15 protein-coding genes and 1 other RNA gene are annotated in these 21,391 nt (G+C 63.3%); 9 read left to right on the plus strand and 7 right to left on the minus strand.

All coding sequences use genetic code 11. From position 1 onward, the window contains the following. Positions 1 to 12: 12 nt before the first annotated feature. The 3 genes from xdhC to xdhA form a co-directional block, all read right to left on the minus strand. Entirely contained in the window at positions 13 to 855 is an 843-nt protein-coding gene (gene xdhC, locus TO66_RS09700) for a xanthine dehydrogenase accessory protein XdhC (protein ID WP_044462132.1), read from the minus strand. A gap of 140 nt (positions 856 to 995) precedes the next feature. Further along, entirely contained in the window at positions 996 to 3,395 is a 2,400-nt protein-coding gene (gene xdhB, locus TO66_RS09705; RefSeq protein WP_044462133.1) for a xanthine dehydrogenase molybdopterin binding subunit, read from the minus strand. Continuing rightward, positions 3,388 to 4,842 carry a xanthine dehydrogenase small subunit gene (gene xdhA, locus TO66_RS09710; protein WP_044462134.1) on the minus strand — a complete coding sequence of 485 codons (1,455 nt, stop codon included), beginning with the start codon at positions 4,840 to 4,842 and terminating at the stop codon, positions 3,388 to 3,390. The genes xdhB and xdhA overlap by 8 nt, the downstream gene beginning before the upstream one ends. Before the next feature lie 268 nt (positions 4,843 to 5,110). On the opposite strand from xdhA, the gene TO66_RS09715 reads away from it, so the two are divergent. The 5 genes from TO66_RS09715 to ffs all read left to right on the plus strand — a co-directional run bounded on the left by TO66_RS09715 (position 5,111) and on the right by ffs (position 13,229). Then, positions 5,111 to 5,770 (plus strand): GntR family transcriptional regulator, encoded by a 660-nt coding sequence (locus tag TO66_RS09715; protein ID WP_044462135.1) that lies wholly within the window; start codon positions 5,111 to 5,113, stop codon positions 5,768 to 5,770. A 2-nt stretch (positions 5,771 to 5,772) separates the two neighbouring features. Then, on the plus strand, positions 5,773 to 9,261 hold the full coding sequence (gene smc / locus TO66_RS09720; protein WP_044462136.1) for a chromosome segregation protein SMC: 3,489 nt from the start codon (positions 5,773 to 5,775) through the stop codon (positions 9,259 to 9,261). Between the two features lie 261 nt (positions 9,262 to 9,522). Beyond that, entirely contained in the window at positions 9,523 to 10,368 is an 846-nt protein-coding gene (gene zipA / locus TO66_RS09725; RefSeq protein ID WP_044462137.1) for a cell division protein ZipA, read from the plus strand. Positions 10,369 to 10,481: 113 nt separating this feature from the next. Beyond that, a complete protein-coding gene (gene ligA, locus TO66_RS09730; RefSeq protein ID WP_044462138.1) occupies positions 10,482 to 12,848 on the plus strand; it encodes an NAD-dependent DNA ligase LigA in 2,367 nt (788 codons plus the stop codon). A gap of 284 nt (positions 12,849 to 13,132) precedes the next feature. After that, positions 13,133 to 13,229: signal recognition particle sRNA small type (ffs, locus tag TO66_RS32405), an RNA gene on the plus strand. Positions 13,230 to 13,313: 84 nt separating this feature from the next. Here ffs and TO66_RS09735 read toward each other — a convergent pair. After that, positions 13,314 to 14,189 (minus strand): LysR family transcriptional regulator, encoded by an 876-nt coding sequence (locus TO66_RS09735; protein ID WP_044462139.1) that lies wholly within the window; start codon positions 14,187 to 14,189, stop codon positions 13,314 to 13,316. A gap of 100 nt (positions 14,190 to 14,289) precedes the next feature. On the opposite strand from TO66_RS09735, the gene TO66_RS09740 reads away from it, so the two are divergent. Next, positions 14,290 to 15,273: a DMT family transporter gene (locus TO66_RS09740; protein ID WP_044462140.1), complete on the plus strand. Its 984-nt coding sequence runs from the start codon at positions 14,290 to 14,292 to the stop codon at positions 15,271 to 15,273. Here TO66_RS09740 and TO66_RS09745 read toward each other — a convergent pair. Next, positions 15,207 to 15,581, minus strand: coding sequence for a VOC family protein (locus TO66_RS09745; RefSeq protein WP_044462141.1), 375 nt, complete (start codon positions 15,579 to 15,581; stop codon positions 15,207 to 15,209). The two genes, TO66_RS09740 and TO66_RS09745, sit on opposite strands and share 67 nt — an antisense overlap. 141 nt (positions 15,582 to 15,722) lie before the next feature. Then, the gene (locus tag TO66_RS09750) at positions 15,723 to 16,037 is read right to left on the minus strand and encodes a helix-turn-helix domain-containing protein (RefSeq protein WP_044462142.1); all 315 of its coding nucleotides are present in this window, start codon (positions 16,035 to 16,037) and stop codon (positions 15,723 to 15,725) included. A 428-nt stretch (positions 16,038 to 16,465) separates the two neighbouring features. Between TO66_RS09750 and TO66_RS33245 the strand changes: the two genes are divergently transcribed. Both TO66_RS33245 and TO66_RS09755 read left to right on the plus strand, forming a co-directional pair. After that, the gene (locus TO66_RS33245) at positions 16,466 to 16,612 is read left to right on the plus strand and encodes a hypothetical protein (RefSeq protein ID WP_156162051.1); all 147 of its coding nucleotides are present in this window, start codon (positions 16,466 to 16,468) and stop codon (positions 16,610 to 16,612) included. An 18-nt stretch (positions 16,613 to 16,630) separates the two neighbouring features. After that, the gene (locus tag TO66_RS09755) at positions 16,631 to 18,331 is read left to right on the plus strand and encodes a bifunctional diguanylate cyclase/phosphodiesterase (protein WP_044462143.1); all 1,701 of its coding nucleotides are present in this window, start codon (positions 16,631 to 16,633) and stop codon (positions 18,329 to 18,331) included. 3 nt (positions 18,332 to 18,334) lie between these two features. Here TO66_RS09755 and TO66_RS09760 read toward each other — a convergent pair whose 3' ends face one another. After that, positions 18,335 to 19,102, minus strand: coding sequence for an ABC transporter substrate-binding protein (locus TO66_RS09760; protein WP_044462144.1), 768 nt, complete (start codon positions 19,100 to 19,102; stop codon positions 18,335 to 18,337). 137 nt (positions 19,103 to 19,239) lie between these two features. On the opposite strand from TO66_RS09760, the gene dnaX reads away from it, so the two are divergent. After that, positions 19,240 to 21,333, plus strand: coding sequence for a DNA polymerase III subunit gamma/tau (gene dnaX, locus TO66_RS09765; RefSeq protein WP_044462145.1), 2,094 nt, complete (start codon positions 19,240 to 19,242; stop codon positions 21,331 to 21,333). Positions 21,334 to 21,391: the final 58 nt, after the last annotated feature.

The following is a 21,391-nucleotide window of genomic DNA, read 5'->3' on the forward strand; positions in this document are numbered from 1 at the left end:
GGTTGTGGCGTTTTAATGAGTGGCCTGACTGCGGCGCGAAGCCGGCAGCAGTTTGGCAATGGGTTCGGCGCGGGCGCTGTGCTGGCCGAAATGGGCGTTGTAGGTGGCGATGATCTCGCCGGCGATCGAGATGGCGATTTCCACAGGCAACTTGCCTTTGACTTCGCCAAGCCCCATCGGGCAGCGCATGCGTTGCAGCACGCCGCTGTCGAAGCCGCGATCGCGCAGGCGGTGCTCGAACTTCACCCGCTTGGTTTTCGAGCCGATCAGGCCGAAGTAGGCGAAGTCGTTGCGCTTGAGAATCGCGGCGGTGAGTTCCAGATCGAGCTGGTGGTTGTGGGTCATGACGATGCAGTAGCTGCCCGCGGGCAGGTCATCGACTTCATCGACCGGCTCCTCGCTGAGGATCTTGCGCACCCCAGGGGGGAGCTGTTCGGGAAATTCCTGTTCCCGCGAGTCGATCCAGCGCACCTGGCAGGGCAGGCTGGCCAGCAGCGGCACCAGGGCGCGGCCGACATGGCCCGCGCCGAACACCGCGATCTGCGCCTGGACCTGGCCCATGGGCTCGAACAGCAAGACCGTGGCACCGCCGCAGCACTGGCCGAGGCTGGCGCCCAGGCTGAAGCGCTCCAGGTGGGTGTCCTGCCGGCCGCTGGCGAGCATCTCGCGGGCGATCTGCATGGCCTTGTATTCCAGGTGCCCGCCGCCGATGGTGTCGAAACTCTGGGCGGCGCTGACGACCATCTTCGAGCCGGCATTGCGTGGCGTCGAGCCCAGTTCCTCGATGATGGTCACCAGCACGCAGGGTTCGCCGCGGGGCTGCAGGTCGGCGAGGGCGCTGATCCAGTTGTACATGTTTCACCTCGGCATCGCTGTTGTCTGTTCGGGCCTCATCGCGGGCAAGCCTCGCTCCTACAGGTTGGGCGTCGTTCGCGCCGTCGCGATACGTGCCTGTCCGTAGGAGCGAGGCTTGCCCGCGATGGGCGCACCCTGGTCTAGAGCGGAGCCAGCTCCGATTCGCTCTCGACGACCTTCGCCACCTTCAGCTGGCGCATCTGCTCGCAGCCCCAGAGCACCCGCTCCGGCGTTGCCGGGGCGTCGATCCGCGGCTGGTGCCGGTAGTCGCCGAGGCTGGCCACGGCATCCTTGATCGCGCACCAGGCGGCGATGCCGAGCATGAACGGCGGTTCGCCCACGGCCTTGGAGTGGAACACCGTGTCTTCCGGGTTCTTGCGGTTTTCCACCAGCTTGACCCGCAGGTCCAGCGGCATGTCGGCCACCGCCGGGATCTTGTAGCTGGCCGGGCCGTTGGTCATCAGCTTGCCCTTGGCGTTCCACACCAACTCTTCCATGGTCAACCAGCCCATGCCCTGGATGAAGCCGCCTTCCACCTGGCCGATGTCGATGGCCGGGTTCAGCGAGGCGCCGACGTCATGCAGGATGTCGGTGCGCAGCATCTTGTACTCGCCGGTCAGGGTATCGACTATCACCTCGGCACAGGCCGTGCCGTAGGCGAAGTAGTAGAACGGTCGGCCACGGGCCTGGGCCCGGTCGTAGTAGATCTTCGGGGTCTTGTAGAAGCCGGTGCTGGACAGCGACACCTGGGCGAAATAGGCCTGCTGGATCAGCGCCTCGAAGGTCAGGACCTGGTCGCGGACGCGCACATGGCCGTTGTGGAATTCCACGTCTTCCTCGCTGACCTTGTAGTGCCGCGCGGCGAATTCCACCAGGCGCTTCTTGATGGTTTCGGCGGCGTTCTGCGCGGCCTTGCCGTTCAGGTCGGCACCGCTGGAGGCGGCCGTGGGCGAGGTATTGGGCACCTTGTCGGTGTTGGTCGCGGTGATCTGCACCCGGTCGATTTCCACCTGGAACACCTCGGCCACCACCTGCGCCACCTTGGTGTTCAGGCCCTGGCCCATTTCCGTGCCGCCATGGTTCAGGTGAATGCTGCCGTCGGTATAGACGTGCACCAGGGCACCCGCCTGGTTGAGGAAGCTGGCGGTGAAGGAAATGCCGAATTTCACCGGGGTCAGCGCCAGGCCTTTTTTCAGGATCGGACTGTTGGCGTTGTACAGGCGGATCGCTTCGCGGCGCTCGGCGTACTGGCTGCTGGCTTCCAGCTCGGCGGTCATCTCTTCGAGCATGTTGTGCTCGACGGTCTGGTAGTAGTGGGTGACGTTGCGCTCGGTCTTGCCGTAGTAGTTGGCTTTGCGCACCGCCAGCGGGTCGAGGGCCAGGTGGCGGGCGATGGCGTCCATCACTTCCTCGATCGCGACCATGCCCTGCGGGCCGCCGAAGCCGCGATAGGCGGTGTTCGACGCGGTGTTGGTCTTGCAGCGATGTCCATTGATGGTGGCGTCGCCCAGGTAGTACGAGTTGTCGGCGTGGAACATCGCGCGGTCGACGATCGAGGCCGACAGGTCCGGCGAGCAACCGCAGTTGCCGGCCAGCTCCAGCTGGATGCCATGCAGGCGGCCGCGGCTGTCGAAGCCGACGTCGTATTCGATATAGAAGGGGTGGCGCTTGCCGGTCATCAGCATGTCCTCGACCCGCGGCAGGCGCATCTTGGTCGGCTGGCCGGTGAGGTGCGCGATCACCGCGCACAGGCACGCGGGGCTGGCGGCCTGGGTTTCCTTGCCGCCGAAGCCGCCGCCCATGCGGCGCATGTCGACCACGATCTTGTTCATCGACACGTCCAGCACTTCGGCCACCAGCTTTTGCACCTCGGTGGGGTTCTGGGTCGAGCAGTAGACGATCATGCCGCCGTCTTCGGTGGGCATCACCGAGGAAATCTGCGTTTCCAGGTAGAAGTGTTCCTGGCCGCCGATGTGCAGCGTGCCCTGGAGGCGATGCTCGGCGCTGGCCAGGGCCTTGGCCGAGTCGCCGCGCTGGTGGGTGTGGCTGTCGAGGACGAAGTGGCGCTTGCGCAAGGCTTCGACCACATCCAGCACCGGCTCCAGGTCCTCGTATTCGATGATCGCGGCCATGGCCGCCTGGCGCGCGGTTTCCAGGTCACGGGCGGCTACCGCCAGCACCGGCTGGCCGACGAACTGCACATCGTCGATGGCCAGCAGCGGGTCGCCGGGCAGCAGCGGGCCGATGTCCTTGAGCCCGGGAATGTCCTGGTGGGTAATGACGATACGCACGCCGTCGAAGGCGTAGCAGGGCGCGGTGTCGATGCTGAGGATCTTCGCGTGGGCCCGGTCCGAGAGGCGCGCGTACACGTGCAACTGATTGGGGAATTCCAGCCGGTCGTCGATGTACACCGCTTCGCCCGAGACATGCTTGGCGGCGCTGTCGTGCTTGACGCTGCGCCCCACGCCGGTGGTCAGGTCCTGTTGGAACAGGGCGCTCAGTTCGGCCTGGGTCTTCTCGACGTTGTGATGATTAGACATAAGCGGTCACCCGAGTCTCGATGTGCGGTGTTTGCAGTTCGATGAAGTATTTGCGCAGCAGGTTCTGCGCGCTGAGCAGGCGGTACTCCTTGCTGGCGCGGAAGTCCGACAGCGGCGTGAAGTCCTCGCCCAGGGCGGCGCAGGCGCGCTCGAGGGTGGCTTCGTTCCAGGGTGCGCCGAGCAGGGCGGCTTCGCAGTGCCTGGCGCGTTTCGGCGTGGCGGCCATGCCGCCGAAGGCGACGCGGGCATCGGTGACCACGGCGTTTTCGATACGCAAGTTGAAGGCCGCGCAGACTGCGGAAATATCGTCGTCCAGGCGCTTGGACACCTTATAGGCGCGGAACAGCCGTGCCGCGCTGGCCCGGGGCACGATGATCTTTTCGATGAACTCGCTTTCCTGGCGCGCGGTGACGCGGTAGTCGATGAAATAGTCTTCCAGGGCCAGGGTGCGGCGGGTGTTGCCTTTGCACAGGACGATCTGCGCACCGAGGGCGATCAGCAGGGGCGGTGAGTCGCCGATGGGCGAGGCGTTGCCGATGTTGCCGCCCAGGGTGCCCTGGTTGCGGATCTGCAACGAGGCGAAGCGTTGCAGCAGTTCGCCAAAGTCCGGGTATTCGGCCTTGAGGGCGTCGTAGCAATCGGAGAGGGGGGTGGCGGCGCCGATTTCCAGGCGGTCGTCGAAGCGCTCGATGCGCTTCATTTCGGCGACATTGCCGACGTAGATCATCACCGGCAACGGACGGTGGAACTGGGTGACTTCCAGCGCCAGGTCGGTGCCGCCGGCCAGCAGCCGGGCTTGCGGGTAGGCGTCGTAGAGATCGGCCAGGTCGCTGACGGTCAGCGGCACCAGGCAGCGCTTGTCGCCGCTGTTCAGCTCGCCGGTATCGCGGGGGGCGATGGCTTTCAGGCGCGCGATGGTCTCGGCTTCGCGGGCGTCGAACTGATCCGGCTGTTTATTGCAGCAGGCCTGTTCGGCGGCGGCGAGGATCGGCCGGTAGCCGGTGCAGCGGCACAGGTTGCCGGCCAGGGCTTCATGGGCCTGGTGCGCATCGGGCTGGCTGGCGTTCTTCTGCAGGGCGAACAGCGACATGACGAAGCCGGGCGTGCAGAAGCCGCATTGCGAGCCGTGGCAGTCGACCATGGCTTGCTGCACGCTGTGCAACCGGCCCTGGTGCTTGAGGTCCTCGACGCTGATCAGTTGCTTGCCATGCAGGGACGAAACGAAGGTCAGGCACGAGTTGAGGCTGCGATACCGGATGTGCTCCGTGCCGGTGTGGTCCGTCTGCAATTCGCCGACCACCACGGTGCAGGCGCCGCAGTCGCCGCTGGCGCAGCCTTCCTTGGTGCCGGGCTTGCCCAGATGCTCGCGCAGGTAATTGAGCACAGTCAGATTCGGGTCCAGGGTGTGCTCGCTACGGAGCTCCTGGTTGAGTAAAAACTGGATCACGGAAGGCCTCGCAGACTCATTATTGTTGTTAACCGACGTGGGCCGAATTTAGTCAGGTCTGACTTTTCGGTCAATGAATTTCTGACTTAAGGGTCAAGAAATTGCCTTTCGCCGATCAACAGCCGCTTTCAAACAGTATTGACCCTCCCGGGTCGCCATGCTTTTTGCTAATTGCGTGCCAAATTCAGGCCCCTGGGCACTCCGCCATGAGCCAGCAATTGCGCTACACTGCGCCGCTTGTACCGATCTAAGAGTTTGAAGGAAAACCATGACGTTCAAGGCGCCGGACAGCCTCGCCGAGCAAATCGCTCACCACCTCGCCGAACGCATCATTCGCGGGGAGCTCAAGCCTGGGGAGCGGATTCAGGAACAGAAGGTCACGCTGGCCCTCAACGTCAGCCGCGGCTCGGTACGCGAGGCCTTGCTCATCCTCGAACGTCGGCACCTGATCGCGATCCTGCCGCGCCGCGGCGCCCACGTGACCGAGCTCACCCCGCACAAGGTGCAGAGCCTGTGCACCCTGATGAGCGAGCTGTACATCCTGCTGGGCAATTCGGTGGCCGAAGGCTGGGCGCTGCAGGCCGACATGGCGCCGTTCCTGCAGATCCAGCAGCGCCTGATCGCTGCCTACGAGCGCCAGGACATCCGCAGCTTCGTCGAAGACAGCTTCAACGTGATGCGCGCCGCCTATCCCTTTGCCAACAACCCGTACCTGCAGGAAACCGTCGAGAGCCTGCAACCGGCGATGAGCCGTGCCTATTTCCTGGCGCTGGAGCAGCGCAAGGCGGAAATGAGCGAGTTCCTCGATCTGTTCGAGCAACTGCTGGCCGCGGTGCTGGCCCGTGACCTGCCGACGATCCGCCTGGTGCTGACGGCCTATGCCCGGCGCAGTTGCGATCTGGTGGTCGCTGCCTTGACGGTTGCCTGAGCGTGCGGCTCAAGTGCATCAAGCTGGCGGGGTTCAAATCCTTCGTCGACCCGACCACGGTGAACTTCCCCAGTAACATGGCGGCGGTGGTCGGGCCCAATGGGTGCGGCAAGTCGAACATCATCGACGCCGTGCGTTGGGTGATGGGCGAGAGCTCGGCCAAGAACCTGCGCGGCGAGTCGATGACCGACGTCATCTTCAATGGCTCCACCAGCCGCAAGCCGGTGAGCCAGGCGAGCATCGAACTGGTTTTCGACAACTCCGACGGCACCCTGGTCGGCGAATACGCGGCCTACGCGGAAATCTCCATTCGCCGCAAGGTCACCCGGGACAGCCAGAACAGCTATTTCCTCAACGGTGCCAAGTGCCGCCGTCGCGACATCACCGACATCTTCCTTGGCACCGGCCTGGGGCCGCGCAGCTACTCGATCATCGAGCAGGGCATGATCTCCAAGCTGATCGAGGCCAAGCCGGAAGACCTGCGCAATTTCATCGAGGAAGCGGCGGGGATTTCCAAGTACAAGGAGCGGCGGCGGGAAACCGAAAACCGCATTCGCCGCACCCACGAAAACCTCGCGCGCCTGACCGACCTGCGCGAAGAGCTGGAGCGCCAGCTCGAACGCCTGCACCGACAGGCCCAGGCCGCCGAGAAGTACCAGGAATACAAGGCCGAGGAGCGCCAGCTCAAGGCTCAGTTGTCGGCCCTGCGCTGGCAGGAACTGAACGAACAGGTCGGGCAGCGCGAGTCGATCATCGGCAACCAGGAAGTCGGTTTCGAAGCGCTGGTGGCGGAGCAACGCAACGCCGATGCGGCCATCGAGCGCCTGCGCGACGGTCACCATGAGCTGTCCGAGCGCTTCAACCTGGTGCAGGGACGCTTCTACTCGGTCGGCGGCGATATCGCCCGGGTCGAACAGAGCATCCAGCACGGCCAGCAGCGTTTGCGCCAGTTGCAGGACGACTTGCGCGAGGCCGAGCGTGCGCGGCTGGAAACCGAATCCCACCTGGGACACGACCGCACCTTGCTCGCCACCCTCGGCGAAGAGCTGGAAATGCTCGAGCCCGAGCAGGAAGTCACCAGCGCCGCCGCGGAAGAGGCGGCCGCAGCCCTGGAAGAAGCCGAAACCACCATGCACGGCTGGCAGGAACAGTGGGACGCCTTCAACCTCAAGTCCGCCGAGCCGCGACGCCAGGCCGAAGTGCAGCAATCGCGCATCCAGCAGCTCGAGGGCAGCATGGAGCGCCTGGCCGAACGCCAGCGGCGCCTGGAGGAGGAGCGGGCGTTGCTGGCCGCCGATCCGGAAGACGCGGCGATCCTCGAACTCAACGAACAACTCGCGGCCAGCGAGGCGACTCTGGAAGACCTGCAGGCCAGCGAGGAAGGCCAGGTCGAGCGCCTGGAGCAATTGCGCCAGGAACTGCAGCAAGCCACCCAGGCCCAGCAACAGGCCCAGGGTGAATTGCAACGTCTCAACGGTCGCCTGGCGTCGCTGGAGGCCTTGCAGCAGGCTGCGCTCGATCCGGGAACCGGCGCGGCGCAATGGCTGCAGGAGCACCAGTTGGCCGATCGCCCGCGGCTGGCCGAGGGCCTGAAGGTCGAGGCGGGATGGGAACTGGCGGTGGAAACCGTGCTCGGCGCCGACCTGCAAGCGGTACTGGTGGACGATTTCGCCGGTTTCGACCTGGCGGGCTTCGAGCAGGGCGATTTGCGTCTGCTCCAGCTGGCTGGCGAGGGTGCGCGGGTGCCGGGCAGCCTGCTGGATAAAGTGGATGCCCAGGTCGATCTGGCGCCCTGGCTGGGGTCGGTCAAACCGGTGGAAAGCCTGGAGCAGGCCCTGGCCTTGCGTGGCCAGTTGGCGGCGGGCGAGAGCCTGATCAGCCGTGACGGTTTCTGGGTCGGCCGGCATTTCCTGCGGGTGCGTCGCGCCAGCGAAGCGGAAAGCGGCATGCTCGCGCGCAACCAGGAAATCGAACGACTGAGCCTGGAACGCGACGAGCGCGAAGCCAGCGTGGAAGACCTGGAAGCCCGCTTGCAGAACCTGCGCGCGCAACAGCGCCAGCAGGAGAACGGTCGCGAACACCTGCGTCGCCTGCTGCAGGATGAAGCCCGCCAGCAGGGGGAACTCAAGGCCAAACTCTCCGCCGGCAAGGCCAAGGCCGAACAGCTGGCCTTGCGCCGCACCCGTCTGGACGAAGAGGTGGCGGAACTGGGCGAGCAGCGTTCCCTGGAACACGAGCAGGTAGGCGAGGCCCGCCTGCAACTGCAGGAAGCCCTCGACAGCATGGCCCTGGACACCGAGCAGCGCGAGTTGCTGCTGGCCCAGCGCGACAGCTTGCGCGAACGCCTGGACCGGGTGCGCCAGGAAGCCCGCCAGCACAAGGATCATGCGCATCAGCTGGCGGTGCGCCTGGGGTCGCTCAAGGCGCAGCACGACTCTACCCGTCAGGCGCTGGAGCGCCTCGAACTGCAATCGGAGCGCCTGACCGAGAAGCGCGAGCAACTCAGCCTCAACCTGGAAGAGGGCGCCGCACCGCTGGAAGAGCTGCGGCTGAAGCTCGAAGAGTTGCTGGAAAAGCGTATGACCGTCGACGTCGAGCTCAAGAGCGCGCAGATCGCCATGGAAGACGCCGACCGCGAATTGCGCGATGCGGAAAAGCGTCGTACCCAGGCCGAGCAGCAATCGCAGCTGATCCGTGGCCAGCTTGAACAGCAGCGGATGGAATGGCAGGCGCTGACCGTGCGCCGCAAGACCTTGCAGGACCAGTTGCTGGAAGATGGCTACGACTTGCAGGGCGTACTCGCCACGCTGACCGAGCAGGCCAGCGAGAAAGAGGCCGAAGAGGAACTCGAGCGGATCGCCGCGCGTATTCAGCGCCTGGGGGCGATCAACCTCGCGGCCATCGATGAATACCAGCAACAGTCCGAGCGTAAGCGTTATCTGGATGCCCAGGATGCCGATCTGGTGGAAGCGCTGGATACCCTGGAAAACGTGATCCGCAAGATCGACAAGGAAACCCGTAATCGTTTCAAGGATACCTTTGATCAGATTAACGGCGGTTTGCAGGCACTCTTTCCAAAAGTTTTCGGTGGCGGCAGCGCTTATTTGGAACTGACGGGCGAAGATCTACTCGATACAGGGGTGACGATCATGGCGCGTCCACCCGGAAAGAAGAACAGCACCATTCATTTGTTGTCCGGTGGCGAGAAAGCATTGACCGCACTGGCATTGGTATTTGCCATCTTCAAGTTGAATCCGGCGCCGTTCTGCATGCTTGACGAAGTTGACGCACCGCTGGATGACGCTAACGTTGGACGCTACGCGCGACTGGTTAAAGAGATGTCGCAGACGGTGCAGTTCATCTATATCACTCACAACAAGATCGCCATGGAAATGGCCGATCAATTGATGGGGGTAACGATGCATGAGCCAGGCTGTTCGCGCCTGGTGGCAGTGGATGTCGAGGAGGCGATGGCGATGGTCGACGCCTGATATCCGGGCGACCAGGGCCGGCAGGCAAGTGGCAAGTAAGAGGTTTTTACCCGCACTGAATGCTGGCTGATCGACATATTGAATGAAGCCGTTGCGACAGACGGTGTAAAGTTGTCTTTGGTCGTGCTAGTTTAATGTCAATTTTTCCTATACGTGGGCAAAAGGCCAGTCAGAACATAGAGTTGGCGCCACGTTTTAAAGCGGTTTGCAGTTTGCTAAACCTCTTATTTTTCAGCATTTTTCATAGAGGCACGGGATTACATGGAAATCGGTCTGCGCGAGTGGCTGATCGTCATCGGCATCATTGTCATTGCCGGTATTCTTTTTGATGGCTGGCGCCGTATGCGCGGCGGCAAAGGGAAGTTGAAATTCCGTCTGGATCGCAGCCTGTCCAATCTGCCGGACGATGATGGCAATACCGAACTGCTGGGCCCATCCCGCGTGCTGGATACCCATAAGGAACCGCAACTCGATGAGCACGACCTGCCGTCGATGAGCGCCCCGGTGCGCGAGCCGCGCGAATCCTCTAAGCGCGGCAAGCGTGCCAGCGAGCCGCAGCAGGGCGACCTGAACCTCAACCTGGATCTGGATGGCGGCCCGAGCTTCAGCAGCCGCGATGACGATTTCCCGGATGAAAACAAAGCGTCCGGGTATGCCGACAAAGACCAGCCGCAAGCCGAAGAAGTGTTGGTGATCAGTGTGATCTGCCGGGACTCCGGCGGCTTCAAGGGGCCGGCGCTGTTGCAGAACATTCTCGAAAGCGGCCTGCGTTTTGGCGAGATGGATATTTTCCACCGTCACGAAAGCATGGCCGGCAATGGCGAAGTGCTGTTCTCCATGGCCAACGCAGTCAAGCCGGGTATCTTCGATCTGGACGACATCGATCATTTCAGTACCCCGGCCGTGAGCTTCTTCCTCGGCCTGCCGGGCCCGCGTCATCCGAAACAGGCTTTCGACGTGATGGTGGCCGCGGCACGCAAGCTGTCCCAGGAGCTCAATGGCGAACTGAAGGACGACCAGCGCAGTGTGCTGACCGCCCAGACCATCGAGCATTACCGTCAGCGCATCGTCGAATTCGAGCGCCGTGCCCTGACCCAGAAGCGCTGAGTCTTCCGCTCCTGGATCGATATTCGGGAGCGGGCTTGCTTCAGGGCCGCAAGGTCCGCCCGAAACATATATTGAGCAGCCTCGGCTGCTCTTTTGCTTTATGAGAGAACATCATGACCGCCGCCGAAACCCGCATTCTTGAGCTGCGCGCTGAGCTGGATCAGCACAACTACCGCTACCACGTACTCGACGAGCCGAGTATTCCCGATGCGGAGTACGACCGCCTGTTCCATGAGCTCAAGGCGCTGGAAGCCGAGCACCCGGAACTGGTCAGCAGCGACTCGCCTACCCAGCGTGTGGGCAGCGCGGCGCTCTCGGCCTTTACTCAAGTGCGCCATGAAATTCCCATGCTCAGCCTGGGCAATGCCTTCGAAGAAACCGACATGCGCGAATTCGATCGTCGGGTGACGGAAGGGCTCGATCTGCCGGTGGGCGATCTGTTCGGCGGTGGCGCGGCAGTGGAATACAGCTGCGAGCCGAAGCTCGACGGCCTGGCGGTCAGCCTGCTGTATCTGGATGGGGTGCTGGTGCGTGGCGCGACCCGGGGCGACGGCACCACCGGCGAAGACATCAGTGTCAATGTGCGCACCGTGCGCAATATTCCGCTGAAGCTGCAGGGCACTGGCTGGCCGGCGACCCTGGAGGTGCGCGGCGAGGTTTACATGTCCAAGGCCGGTTTCGAGCGCCTGAACGCTGCGCAGTTGGAAGTCGGTGGCAAGACTTTCGCCAACCCGCGCAACGCCGCGGCCGGCAGCCTGCGCCAGTTGGACTCGAAGATCACCGCCAGCCGTCCGCTGGAGTTCTGCTGCTACGGGATCGGCCAGGTCACCGCCGACATCGCCGACACCCACATCGGCAATCTGCAGCAGCTCAAGCGGTGGGGCATGCCCATCAGCCGCGAGCTCAAGCTGGCCAAGGGTATCGGCGAATGCTTGGATTACTACCGCGAGATCGGCGAGCGCCGTAACGGCCTGCCTTATGAAATCGACGGTGTGGTGTTCAAGGTCAACAGCATTGCCTCGCAACGCGAACTGGGCTTTCGTGCCCGCGAGCCGCGCTGGGCGATTGCCCATAAATTCCCGGCCATGGAAGAGCTGACCGAGCTGCTGGATGTGGAATTCCAGGTCGGCCGTACCGGCGCGGTGACCCCGGTGGCACGCTTGAAGCCAGTCAAGGTGGCGGGCGTCACCGTCTCCAATGCGACCCTGCACAACATGGACGAGGTCGCGCGCCTGGGCTTGATGATCGGCGATACCGTGATCATCCGTCGGGCGGGCGATGTGATCCCGCAAGTGGTGCAGGTGGTGGCCGAGCGCCGCCCGGAAAATGCGCGCCAAGTGGATATTCCGCACACCTGTCCGGTGTGTGGTTCCCATGTCGAGCGCACGCAACTGATCAAGCGCAGCAAGGGCAAGGAAACCGTCAGCGAGGGCGCTGTGTATCGCTGTGTCGGGCGCCTGGCCTGTGGTGCGCAGCTCAAGCAGGCGATCATCCACTTCGTGTCCCGCCGGGCCATGGATATCGAAGGGCTGGGCGACAAGACCATCGAGCAACTGGTGGACGAAAAACTCATCGGCTCGCCGGCCGATCTCTACAAGCTCAAGTACGAGCAGATCATCGATCTGGAAGGCTTTGCCGAGGTCTCCAGCAACAAGCTGCTCAAGGCCATCGAAGACAGCAAGCAGCCGGGGTTGGCACGCTTCATCTACGCCCTGGGCATTCCCGATGTGGGCGAGGAGACGGCCAAGGTCCTGGCGCGTTCCCTGGCCTCCCTGGAGCGCGTGCAGCAGGCCTTGCCGGAAGTGCTGACCTATCTGCCGGACATCGGCCTGGAAGTGGCGCACGAGATTCATAGCTTCTTCGAAGACAGCCACAACCAGGAGGTGATTGGCGCCTTGCTCGATCCGCAACAGTGCGGCCTGCAGTTGCAGGATCAGGGCGAACTGGGGGCCGAATTCGCCGCCAGCGCCACCCTGGGCGGCATGCTCGACAAGCTGAACATTCCATCGGTGGGACCGGGCGCGGCGCAGAAGCTGGCGGACAAGTTCGTGACCCTGGAGGGCGTGATCAAGGCCGACTGGCTCGACATGCGCCAGACCTTGCCGGAAAAACAGGCCAAGGCGGTGCGCGAGTTCTTCGACAACGCGGAAAACGCCGAACGGGCCCTGGCCATCGAAGCGCAATTGCAGGCCTTCGGCATGCACTGGCAGAGCGAGAAAAAGGTGGTGGAAGGCCTGCCGCTGGCCGGTCAGACCTGGGTGCTCACCGGCTCCCTGGAGCTGATGAGTCGCGATGTGGCCAAGGACAAGCTGGAAAGCCTGGGCGCCAAGGTCGCCGGTTCGGTGTCGGCCAAGACTCACTGCGTGGTAGCCGGTCCCGGCGCCGGCTCCAAATTGGCCAAGGCCAATGAACTGGGCCTGAAAGTGCTGGACGAAGAAGCCTTCGTGGCCTTCCTCGGCCAGCACGGCATCGCGGTCTGATCCCGTCGCTACCGTTCACGGGCCTTGTAGGAGCGAAGCTTGCTCGCGATAGCATCCCCGCAGTATTCTGCCGGACTGCGTTGTTTGCATCGCGAGCAAGCTTCGCTCCTACAGAAATAGGGCTCGCCCGGGATTACCGCCGCGGAATCGGCGAGCGGCCAGGGCAATGATCCAAGTGCTTGAAGCCGTTCAGATTTTTTAATCTGCATGCAGCGGTTGTAACTTCGCCTCAGATAGGTACAATGGCGCGGCTCGCCGTCAGGTGAGCGTCGTTATGGTGGCCCCATTGGTCCCCTCGCAACGATCAGCCGTGAACCCGGTCAGGCCCGGAAGGGAGCAGCCGCAGCGGTGACATTGTGTGCCGGGGTGTGGCTGGTGGGGTCGCCTCCATAACGCCCTCCATCGGTCTTCGATGGATGTTCTAAATTCTCCCTCTGCTTTCCTTCTGATCTGGCCTTCAGCCAGTCATTCGTCCCGTTTCCCCAATTGCTCCCGCAACAGTTGCGCGAACGCATCCCGTGCCGTGTGCCGTTCTATCTCCTTGTTCCAGACAAAACGAATATCGATCGGCTGCAGCTCGGCGAAGCGGTAGCGCGCCAGGCCTGCGGACAGCGTGTAGCGGTCGAGCACGCCTTCCGGGGCCAGGGTCATGCCGGCGCCGGCGCTGACACAGTCGATGATGGTGCCCCAGCTGGCGTAGCCGGTGAGGGAAGCGGTCACGCCGTGGGTGTCCAGCCATTGTTCCAGGGCGCGGCGATAGGGGCAGACGCCTGGCCACATGAACAGCGTCTGGTCCTGCAGGTCCTGCGGGCGCAGTACGGGAGCGGCAGTGGCGCTGGCGACCAGTACCAGGGGCTCGCTGTAGAGCGTGGTGCGATCCAGTTTCGGGTGGGGGATGTCGACGGCGACGAGCGCGCCGTCGAGCCGATGGTGCTGAAGTTCCTCGAACAGCTGTGACCAGGTGCCGGTCACCAGCTCCAGGGTGACCTGTGGAAAGCGCCGATGAAACTCCGCCAACAGTGGCGGCAGCCGCCCGCCGGCACAGGATTCGATGGCGCCGATACGCAGGTGTCCGCTGGGCTCGGCCTGGCGATCCACGGCACGCTTGGCTTCCTCCACCAGCGCCAGGATGCGCTCGCTGTAGCCGAGGATGATTTCCCCGTCAGGGCTGATCTTCAACCCGCGACCGGCGCGGATAAACAGGCTGGTGCCCAGCTCGCCTTCCAGTTGCTTGAGGCGGTTGGTGATATTGGAGGGCACGCAATGCAGTTGCTCGGCCGCGCGGGCAATGCTGCCGGTGCGGGCCACCGCTTTCACCATCTTCAGTTGGGCCAGTTCCATTGCTCATTTCCTGTGAGGTCTGGGCTCAGTATCCGTTAATTGTGGTGAGTTGTGGTAGGTGGGAGACTGAAGGCCTTTCTCGTCGCTGAGTATCCGTCCCTTGAAAACCTCGCCTGTGTTGAAGTTGGTCCTGGCGACCGCTGTGGTGATTGTGTGTTGGGCCTATTCCCCGGTGGGCATCCATATCGGCCTGGAGGGTTATGAACCTGGGCAACTGGCACTGCTGCGCTTTCTGATCGCCTCGTCGTTCATGGGAGTGATCGCGCTGGTGAAAAGAATTGCCCTGCCGCGCTGGCGCGATCTGCCCTGGCTGCTGGTGCTGGGGTTTTTCGCCATTACCCTGCATCACGTCAGCCTCAACCATGGCCAGCAGGGGCTGAGTGCCGGGGCGTCCAGTGTGCTGGCGCAGTCGGCGCCGATCTTCAGCACCCTGATTGCGTTTTTCTGGCTGAAGGAGCCGGTCACGGGCTGGCGCTGGGGCTGCGTCGGGTTGGGCTTGCTTGGGGCGGTCGTGGTGGTGTGGGGCGACCAGGGCATGGCGTCGATCAGGCCGGAGGGGTTGCTGGTGCTGGTGGCGGCCTTTTCGTGGGGCTTGTATTTCGTCCTGCAGCGACGCTATTCGGGGCGCTACGACCTGCTGACCACTGTGTGTTACATGATCTGGTCCGGCACTGTACTGCTGAGCCTGTACGGGTCGGGACTGACCGCGGCGGTGGCGCAGGCGTCGTGGCGAGTGAATCTGGCGGTGCTGCTGTTGGGGGTATTTCCCAGCGCGCTGGCTTACCTCGCCTGGGCCTATGTATTGGCCCGGGTCGAGGTCAGCCGTGCGTCTATCGCGATGTACCTGATACCGCCGGTTGCCATGTTGCTGGCGGCGCTCATCCTGCATGAGCGGGTGCATGGCGTGGTGATGGTGGGGGCGGCGATCGTCCTCGGCAGCGTGATGGCGATGCAGTTGGAGGGGCGCTGGGGGCGGCGCCGCAGCGGGCCGGGTGTGGCTGTCCGCGTGTCGCCCGTTCAGTCCGGGGTCGGGCAGAACATCCTGAGTCGGTGCCCATCCGGGTCCAGGGCGACGAAGGTGTAGCCGAAGTCCATGGCCGTCGGAGCCTGGGCGATGCTCACGCCGGCGTTGGCCCATTGGCTGTGCAGTTGGTCGACCGTCTGGTTGTCGGCCACAGCCAGGGCCAGTTCGCCGCCCCCGCCGGACACCTGGGCGGCGGGCTCGGCATCCTGTCTGGACCAGAGTCCGAGTTTGAGCCCCGAGTCGAGAATGAACAGGGCAAAGGTCGGCGACAGTTCGACCGGCGGCTTGTCCAGCAGGCGGCTGTAGAAGTTGGCGCTGGTAGCGGGGCTGTCGACGTACAGCAGAAGGTAAGTGCTGGTAACGGTCATCATGACTCCTGGGTGGTTGAGCGGTGCGCATCAGCTTAAGGAGCAGCGCTGTCAATTCCTGTCAGGAGTCGTACGGTGGAAATAAAAAGGAGGCAGGCTATCGGCTTCGATAAGTCTGCCTCCTTTTCGTGTTGCTCGGCTCTAAGGCTTGGACAAGGCCAGGTCTACCGCTGCTATCAGCTTTCCCAGGTCCTTCGGGGTGGCTTTATGAATGACACCGAACAGGTACGCCCGCTGTTCGTCTTCGTCGCCCATATCTGCGAAAAAGGCTTTCAGCTTCACTCCCAGCACATCAGCCAGCAGGAACAGGGCTTCGACGCTGGGGGTGTAGGTGCCGGTTTCGAAGCGGCTGATGGTTTTAGGGTCAAAACCGGTTTTTTCGCCTAGTTCAGCCTGAGTAAGCCCCGCTACCTTGCGGTAACGTCTGATGGCTGGACCCAAACTTGAAATTTGCATCGCTCAATTCCCATTTAGAATCAAGAACTTAACGATAAATCTTTGCATTAGGCAACGCCATGATTCATCACCTTGCCTTGCAAAATGTGATGCAATTCGTAGAATCGTCGCTTCGGACAGACATTTGGTGATCTAGTTTCAGAAGATGAATTGATGAAACAGGAACTCATTGCATTTTCCTTGTTCACCAAAATCGAGGGTATGGCGCAGGCGCGAACGTCTCGCTGATGGTTGCCAGTGTCTCATCCGCCAAATTCGGCTGATCCTTAACTGATTTTAGTTGATCTCCGTCGATTCGAAGGCTGCTGCCCGTGCGGGCCGCTGTACGGCTGCATCAATTATGTCAGGTGGGACGAGACGATGCGCCATTTACCGTGGCCGGCCTCCTGCCGGCCGAGTAGGCCGAATGCTGTCTATGGAGTTTTAACGTGCGTCTGAATGTGCCGGTCACCTCTGTCGAGCAGATATTTTCGGGCCAGCAGCCCAAGCCTGCCTGGTACCGCGAAAATAGCGAGGATGAGCGTCCAAACATCTCTTCCGGGCCTCGTGCCCTGGTCGAGCGGTTCAACCGCTAGCGACAGTGAGTCAGACTCATGGATGAGAAATACCGCAGGGCCGTGGACGCAGCCGCCATCTTTTCCGAGACCGACCTCAGCGGTCGGATCACCTACGTCAACGATCAGTTCTGTTCGATTTCCGGCTACAGCCGCGAAGAGCTGCTGGGCGCCAATCACCGGATCCTCGGGTCTGGCCTGCATCCTCCCGAATTCTTCAGCACCATGTGGCGCACCATTGCCCTGGGCCAGGTGTGGAAGGGCGAGATCTGCAACCGCGCCAAGGACGGGACCTTGTATTGGGTCGACAGCACCGTTGTGCCGTTGCTCGATGAAGCCACCGGTCGGGTCCAGCGTTATGTGGCGATTCGTTTCGACATCAGCGAAAAGCGCCAGCTGTTGCACTCGTTGCAGTGGCGGGTCGGCCACGATGTGCTGACCGGCCTGCCCAACCGTTCCTTCCTGTCCGACCTGCTCAACCAGGCGCTGGAATTTTCGCGCAGGGAGAACATTGCGTTGGCGGTGTGCATGCTCGACCTCGACGGTTTCAAGGCGGTCAACGATGGCTATGGGCATGCCAGCGGCGATCTGTTGCTGGTGGAAGTGGCGTCGCGCCTGCGCTCCATCATTCGTGGCGAGGATGTGGTGGCGCGGCTGGCCGGCGATGAGTTCGTGCTGATCCTGCGGCACGTGCGCGACATCAGCGAATTGCGGGCGGCGCTGCATCGGGTGCTGGGGGTGATTGCCACGCCCTATCTGATCCAGGACAAGGAGATCAACGTCTGCGCCAGCATCGGCGTGACGCTGTTTCCCGCCGACAACGACGACGCCGATACCTTGTTGCGGCATGCCGACCAGGCGATGTATGTGGCCAAGCAGAGCGGGCGCAATCGCTTTCATTTGTTCGACGTTTCCCGGGATCGCGAGGTCAAGGCCACCCACCAGACCGTCGAGCGGGTCAGGCAGGCGCTGGCGTCCGGCGAGCTGTGCCTGCACTTCCAGCCCAAGGTCAATATGCGCAATGGCACGGTGGTCGGCTTCGAGGCACTGCTGCGCTGGCAGCATCCGCAGCACGGCCTGGTCGCTCCCCGGGAATTCCTGCCGTTGGTGGAGGAAACCGACCTGATCGTCGAGATCGGCGAATGGGTGATGGAGCAGGTCATGGTGCAGTTGCGGCAATGGCAATTGGTCGGGCAGCGCTGGCCAATCAGCGTCAATATTGCCGCCCGGCATTTCCAGCGGGCGGATTTTGTCGACCGGCTCAAGGCAGTGCTCGAACGCCATCCCCAGGTTTCTCCGCAACTGCTGGACCTGGAGATCGTCGAGGCGGTGGCGGTGGAGAATATCCAGCACGTCAGCGCCTGTCTCGATGCGTGTCAGGCGCTGGGGGTGCAGTTCTCGCTGGGGGATTTCGGCACCGGGCATTCGTCGTTGAGTTATCTCAAGCGCCTGCGTACCCAGACCATCAAGATCGATCGCATGTTCGTGCGCGAGATTCTGCATGACAAGGGCGATCTGGCGTTGACCCAGGCCCTGATCGGCCTCGCCCGGGCGTTTGATCGGCAAGTGGTGGCCGAGGGCCTGGAGTCCATGGAGCACGGCGAGTTGTTGATGTCGCTGGGGTGTGATGTCGCGCAAGGCTATTTCATCGCGCCACCCATGCCGGCCAGCGAGGTGCCGGGCTGGGTGGCGACCTTCCTGCCGCCGCTGGAGTGGTGCCCGCAAGAAGAGGTCGGTTGATGCCTAGGGCGTCTCGTAGCTCAGCGAAGGGTCTTCGGTAGGCCTGCGGCCGGTGTAGAGGCCGATCAGGTCGTCGATTTCCCCCGACATTTTCATGCGCAGCAAAGTGCGTAGCACGCGCTGCACCGGCAGCGCCGGATCGTTGCGGATGATGCAGCCGACCGCCTGTTCCTGCAGGACGGCCACGCCATGCAGTTGCTGGTCGGCTGGCAGGGTCTGGTTGAACCAGTCCAGCGTCCACTGGTTGCTCACAGCGTAGCGATAACGGCCGGCCCAGAGTTTCTGCAGCACTTGCTCCTGATTGCGCGCATCGTCGCGCAGCAACTGGTGGCTGTCGAACAGCGGTTGCAGGGAAGGGTAGGTATAGCTGAGGACGGTGCCGATGGGTTGCGGCGACAGGTCCTTTGGGGTGATCGGGAGGTGTTCCCGGGCGACCAGCAGATCGCGCTGAACGAACAGCGGGACGCTCCAGAAGTAGTCGCCAGGCTGGTCGGCTAGCCAGGACTTGGCGGCGTAGCAGCGGATGTCGATTTCCTTGTGGTCCATGGCCGCCTGCACCCGGGCCCGGGCCAGTACGTGAAATTCCGCCGGGCGCCCGACCTGGGTCGCCAGGCTGGCCAGCATGTCGTGGAGAATGCCCTGGGTGGGCCGGCCACGTTCGATCTGGACCACGGGCATGGCCCAGCTGTCGGCGATCGAAAAGCGCAGTGGGGGCTCGGCGGCAAGACCCTCCATGGTAACCAGCAGCAACGCCCCCCAGGCTGAACGCATAGAGTCTCCGCGCGAAATGGCCTTCGATCAGTCCGACAAAAAGCAGCTTAGCCAGATTAGACGAGCGCACCGGATGCAATTTCGCCCTTGCTCCGCTAGCATTACGGGCTTCCGCTTTCCAGTTGCGACGGTTTTCGATGAGTTATCAGGTTCTTGCACGTAAATGGCGTCCGCGCTCGTTCCGCGAAATGGTCGGCCAGACCCATGTGCTCAAGGCTCTGATCAATGCCTTGGACAGCCAGCGGCTGCACCATGCCTATCTGTTCACCGGCACCCGCGGGGTGGGCAAGACCACCATCGCGCGGATCATTGCCAAATGCCTGAACTGTGAAACAGGTATCACTTCCACGCCCTGTGGCACCTGCTCGGTATGCCGCGAGATCGACGAGGGGCGCTTTGTCGACCTGATCGAGATCGACGCTGCGAGCCGGACCAAGGTCGAGGACACCCGCGAGCTGCTGGACAACGTGCAGTACGCACCGAGCCGCGGGCGCTTCAAGGTCTACCTGATCGACGAAGTGCACATGCTCTCCAGCCACTCGTTCAACGCCTTGCTGAAGACCCTGGAAGAGCCGCCGCCCTACGTCAAATTCATCCTGGCGACCACCGATCCGCAGAAACTTCCTGCAACGATTCTGTCGCGCTGCCTGCAGTTCTCGCTGAAGAACATGACGCCGGAGCGGGTCGTCGAGCACCTGACCCATGTCCTGGGCGCCGAGAACGTACCCTTCGAGGACGATGCGCTGTGGCTGCTGGGCCGCGCCGCCGATGGCTCGATGCGCGATGCCATGAGCCTCACCGACCAGGCGATCGCCTTCGGTGAAGGCAAGGTCATGGCGGCCGATGTGCGGGCGATGCTCGGTACCCTCGATCATGGCCAGGTCTACGACGTCCTGCACGCGCTGATCGATGGCGATGCCAAGGCCCTGCTGGAGGCCGTGCGGCACCTGGCCGAACAGGGCCCGGACTGGAACGGCGTGCTGTCGGAGATGCTCAATGTCCTGCACCGCGTGGCCATTGCCCAGGCGCTGCCGGACGGTATCGACAATGGCCATGGCGACCGCGATCGGGTGCTGGCCCTGGCGCAGGCCTTGCCGGCCGAAGATGTGCAGTTCTATTACCAGATGGGCCTGATCGGCCGGCGCGACCTGCCGCTGGCGCCGGACCCGCGTGGTGGTTTCGAGATGGTCCTGCTGCGGATGCTGGCCTTCCGGCCGGCCGACGCGGCAGATGCGCCGAGACAGCCACTAAAGCCAGTGGGGATCAGCCAGGCCACAGTTGATTCCGCCCAATCCGTGGCGGGTGCGGCCGTTGCCGCGCCGGTAGTCGCCGCTGTCGCGCCGGTTGCGGCTCCGGCTGTGGTGGCGGCTCCGGCCGTGGCTCCCGTCGCGGTGCCTGAGCCGGCTCCGGTAGCGCCCGCGCCGCAACCCGTAGTCGATACACCGCCAGCGGCTGTCGCCGCCGAGGAAGTGATCGACCTGCCGTGGAACGAGCCGGCCGAGCCGATCGTCGAGCAACAACCCGCTGTCGAGCCGGTGCTGGACACCGTGGCGGAGCAGCCCGTGCTGACGCCGATGCCGCTGCCCACGCCGGACAGCGTGGTGCCGGATGCCCCGGAATGGGTCAACGCCCCCGTGCCCGAGCCCAGCGCTGCCGAAGTCGAGGCCGCGACGCCGGGCATGGACCTGGACGACGAGCCGCCGCTGGACGAAGACTACATCGAGCCGGACATGGATTCGGCCTACAGCTACCTGGACGAGTTGGCCAGCGAGCACGCCGCCGAGCCCGAGCCGGAGCCTGAACCTCTGCCGGCCGCCCAGCCGGCCACCGGCCTGGCGCTGGAGTGGCTGGAGCTGTTCCCGAAGTTGCCGATTTCCGGAATGACGGCGAGCATCGCCGCCAACTGCACCTTGATCGCCGTCGACGGTGACAACTGGTTGCTGCATCTGGATCCGGCCCACAGCGCCCTGTTCAACGCCACGCAGCAGCGGCGCCTGAACGAGGCCCTGAACCAGTTCCATGGACGCACGCTGACGGTGAGCATCGAACTGATCAAGCCCGAGCAGGAAACCCCGGCCCAGGCCGCATCGCGCCGCCGCGCCAATCGCCAGCGCGAGGCCGAGGAGTCGATCCACGGCGATCCGTTCATCCAGCAGATGGTGCGGGAGTTCGGCGCGGTGGTCCGTCACGATACTATTGAGCCTGTCGAGGCCCTGGCCAGCCAGGGCTAATAACTGAAGGACGCCGGGTTTTGATGCCGGGCGTCGTTTTTATCCAAGTACTTTGAGG

This window comes from Pseudomonas sp. MRSN 12121, from assembly GCF_000931465.1.
GTDB lineage: Bacteria > Pseudomonadota > Gammaproteobacteria > Pseudomonadales > Pseudomonadaceae > Aquipseudomonas.

Bases quoted from the DNA above. Each gene is read 5' to 3' on its own strand.
- xdhC (WP_044462132.1), bottom strand. From the start codon at position 855: ATGTACAACTGGATCAGCGCCCTCGCCGACCTGCAGCCCCGCGGCGAA.
- xdhB (WP_044462133.1), bottom strand. From the start codon at position 3,395: ATGTCTAATCATCACAACGTCGAGAAGACCCAGGCCGAACTGAGCGCC.
- TO66_RS09715 (WP_044462135.1), top strand. From the start codon at position 5,111: ATGACGTTCAAGGCGCCGGACAGCCTCGCCGAGCAAATCGCTCACCAC.
- zipA (WP_044462137.1), top strand. From the start codon at position 9,523: ATGGAAATCGGTCTGCGCGAGTGGCTGATCGTCATCGGCATCATTGTC.
- ligA (WP_044462138.1), top strand. From the start codon at position 10,482: ATGACCGCCGCCGAAACCCGCATTCTTGAGCTGCGCGCTGAGCTGGAT.
- TO66_RS09735 (WP_044462139.1), bottom strand. From the start codon at position 14,189: ATGGAACTGGCCCAACTGAAGATGGTGAAAGCGGTGGCCCGCACCGGC.
- TO66_RS09745 (WP_044462141.1), bottom strand. From the start codon at position 15,581: ATGACCGTTACCAGCACTTACCTTCTGCTGTACGTCGACAGCCCCGCT.
- TO66_RS09750 (WP_044462142.1), bottom strand. From the start codon at position 16,037: ATGCAAATTTCAAGTTTGGGTCCAGCCATCAGACGTTACCGCAAGGTA.
- TO66_RS09755 (WP_044462143.1), top strand. From the start codon at position 16,631: ATGGATGAGAAATACCGCAGGGCCGTGGACGCAGCCGCCATCTTTTCC.
- TO66_RS09760 (WP_044462144.1), bottom strand. From the start codon at position 19,102: ATGCGTTCAGCCTGGGGGGCGTTGCTGCTGGTTACCATGGAGGGTCTT.
- dnaX (WP_044462145.1), top strand. From the start codon at position 19,240: ATGAGTTATCAGGTTCTTGCACGTAAATGGCGTCCGCGCTCGTTCCGC.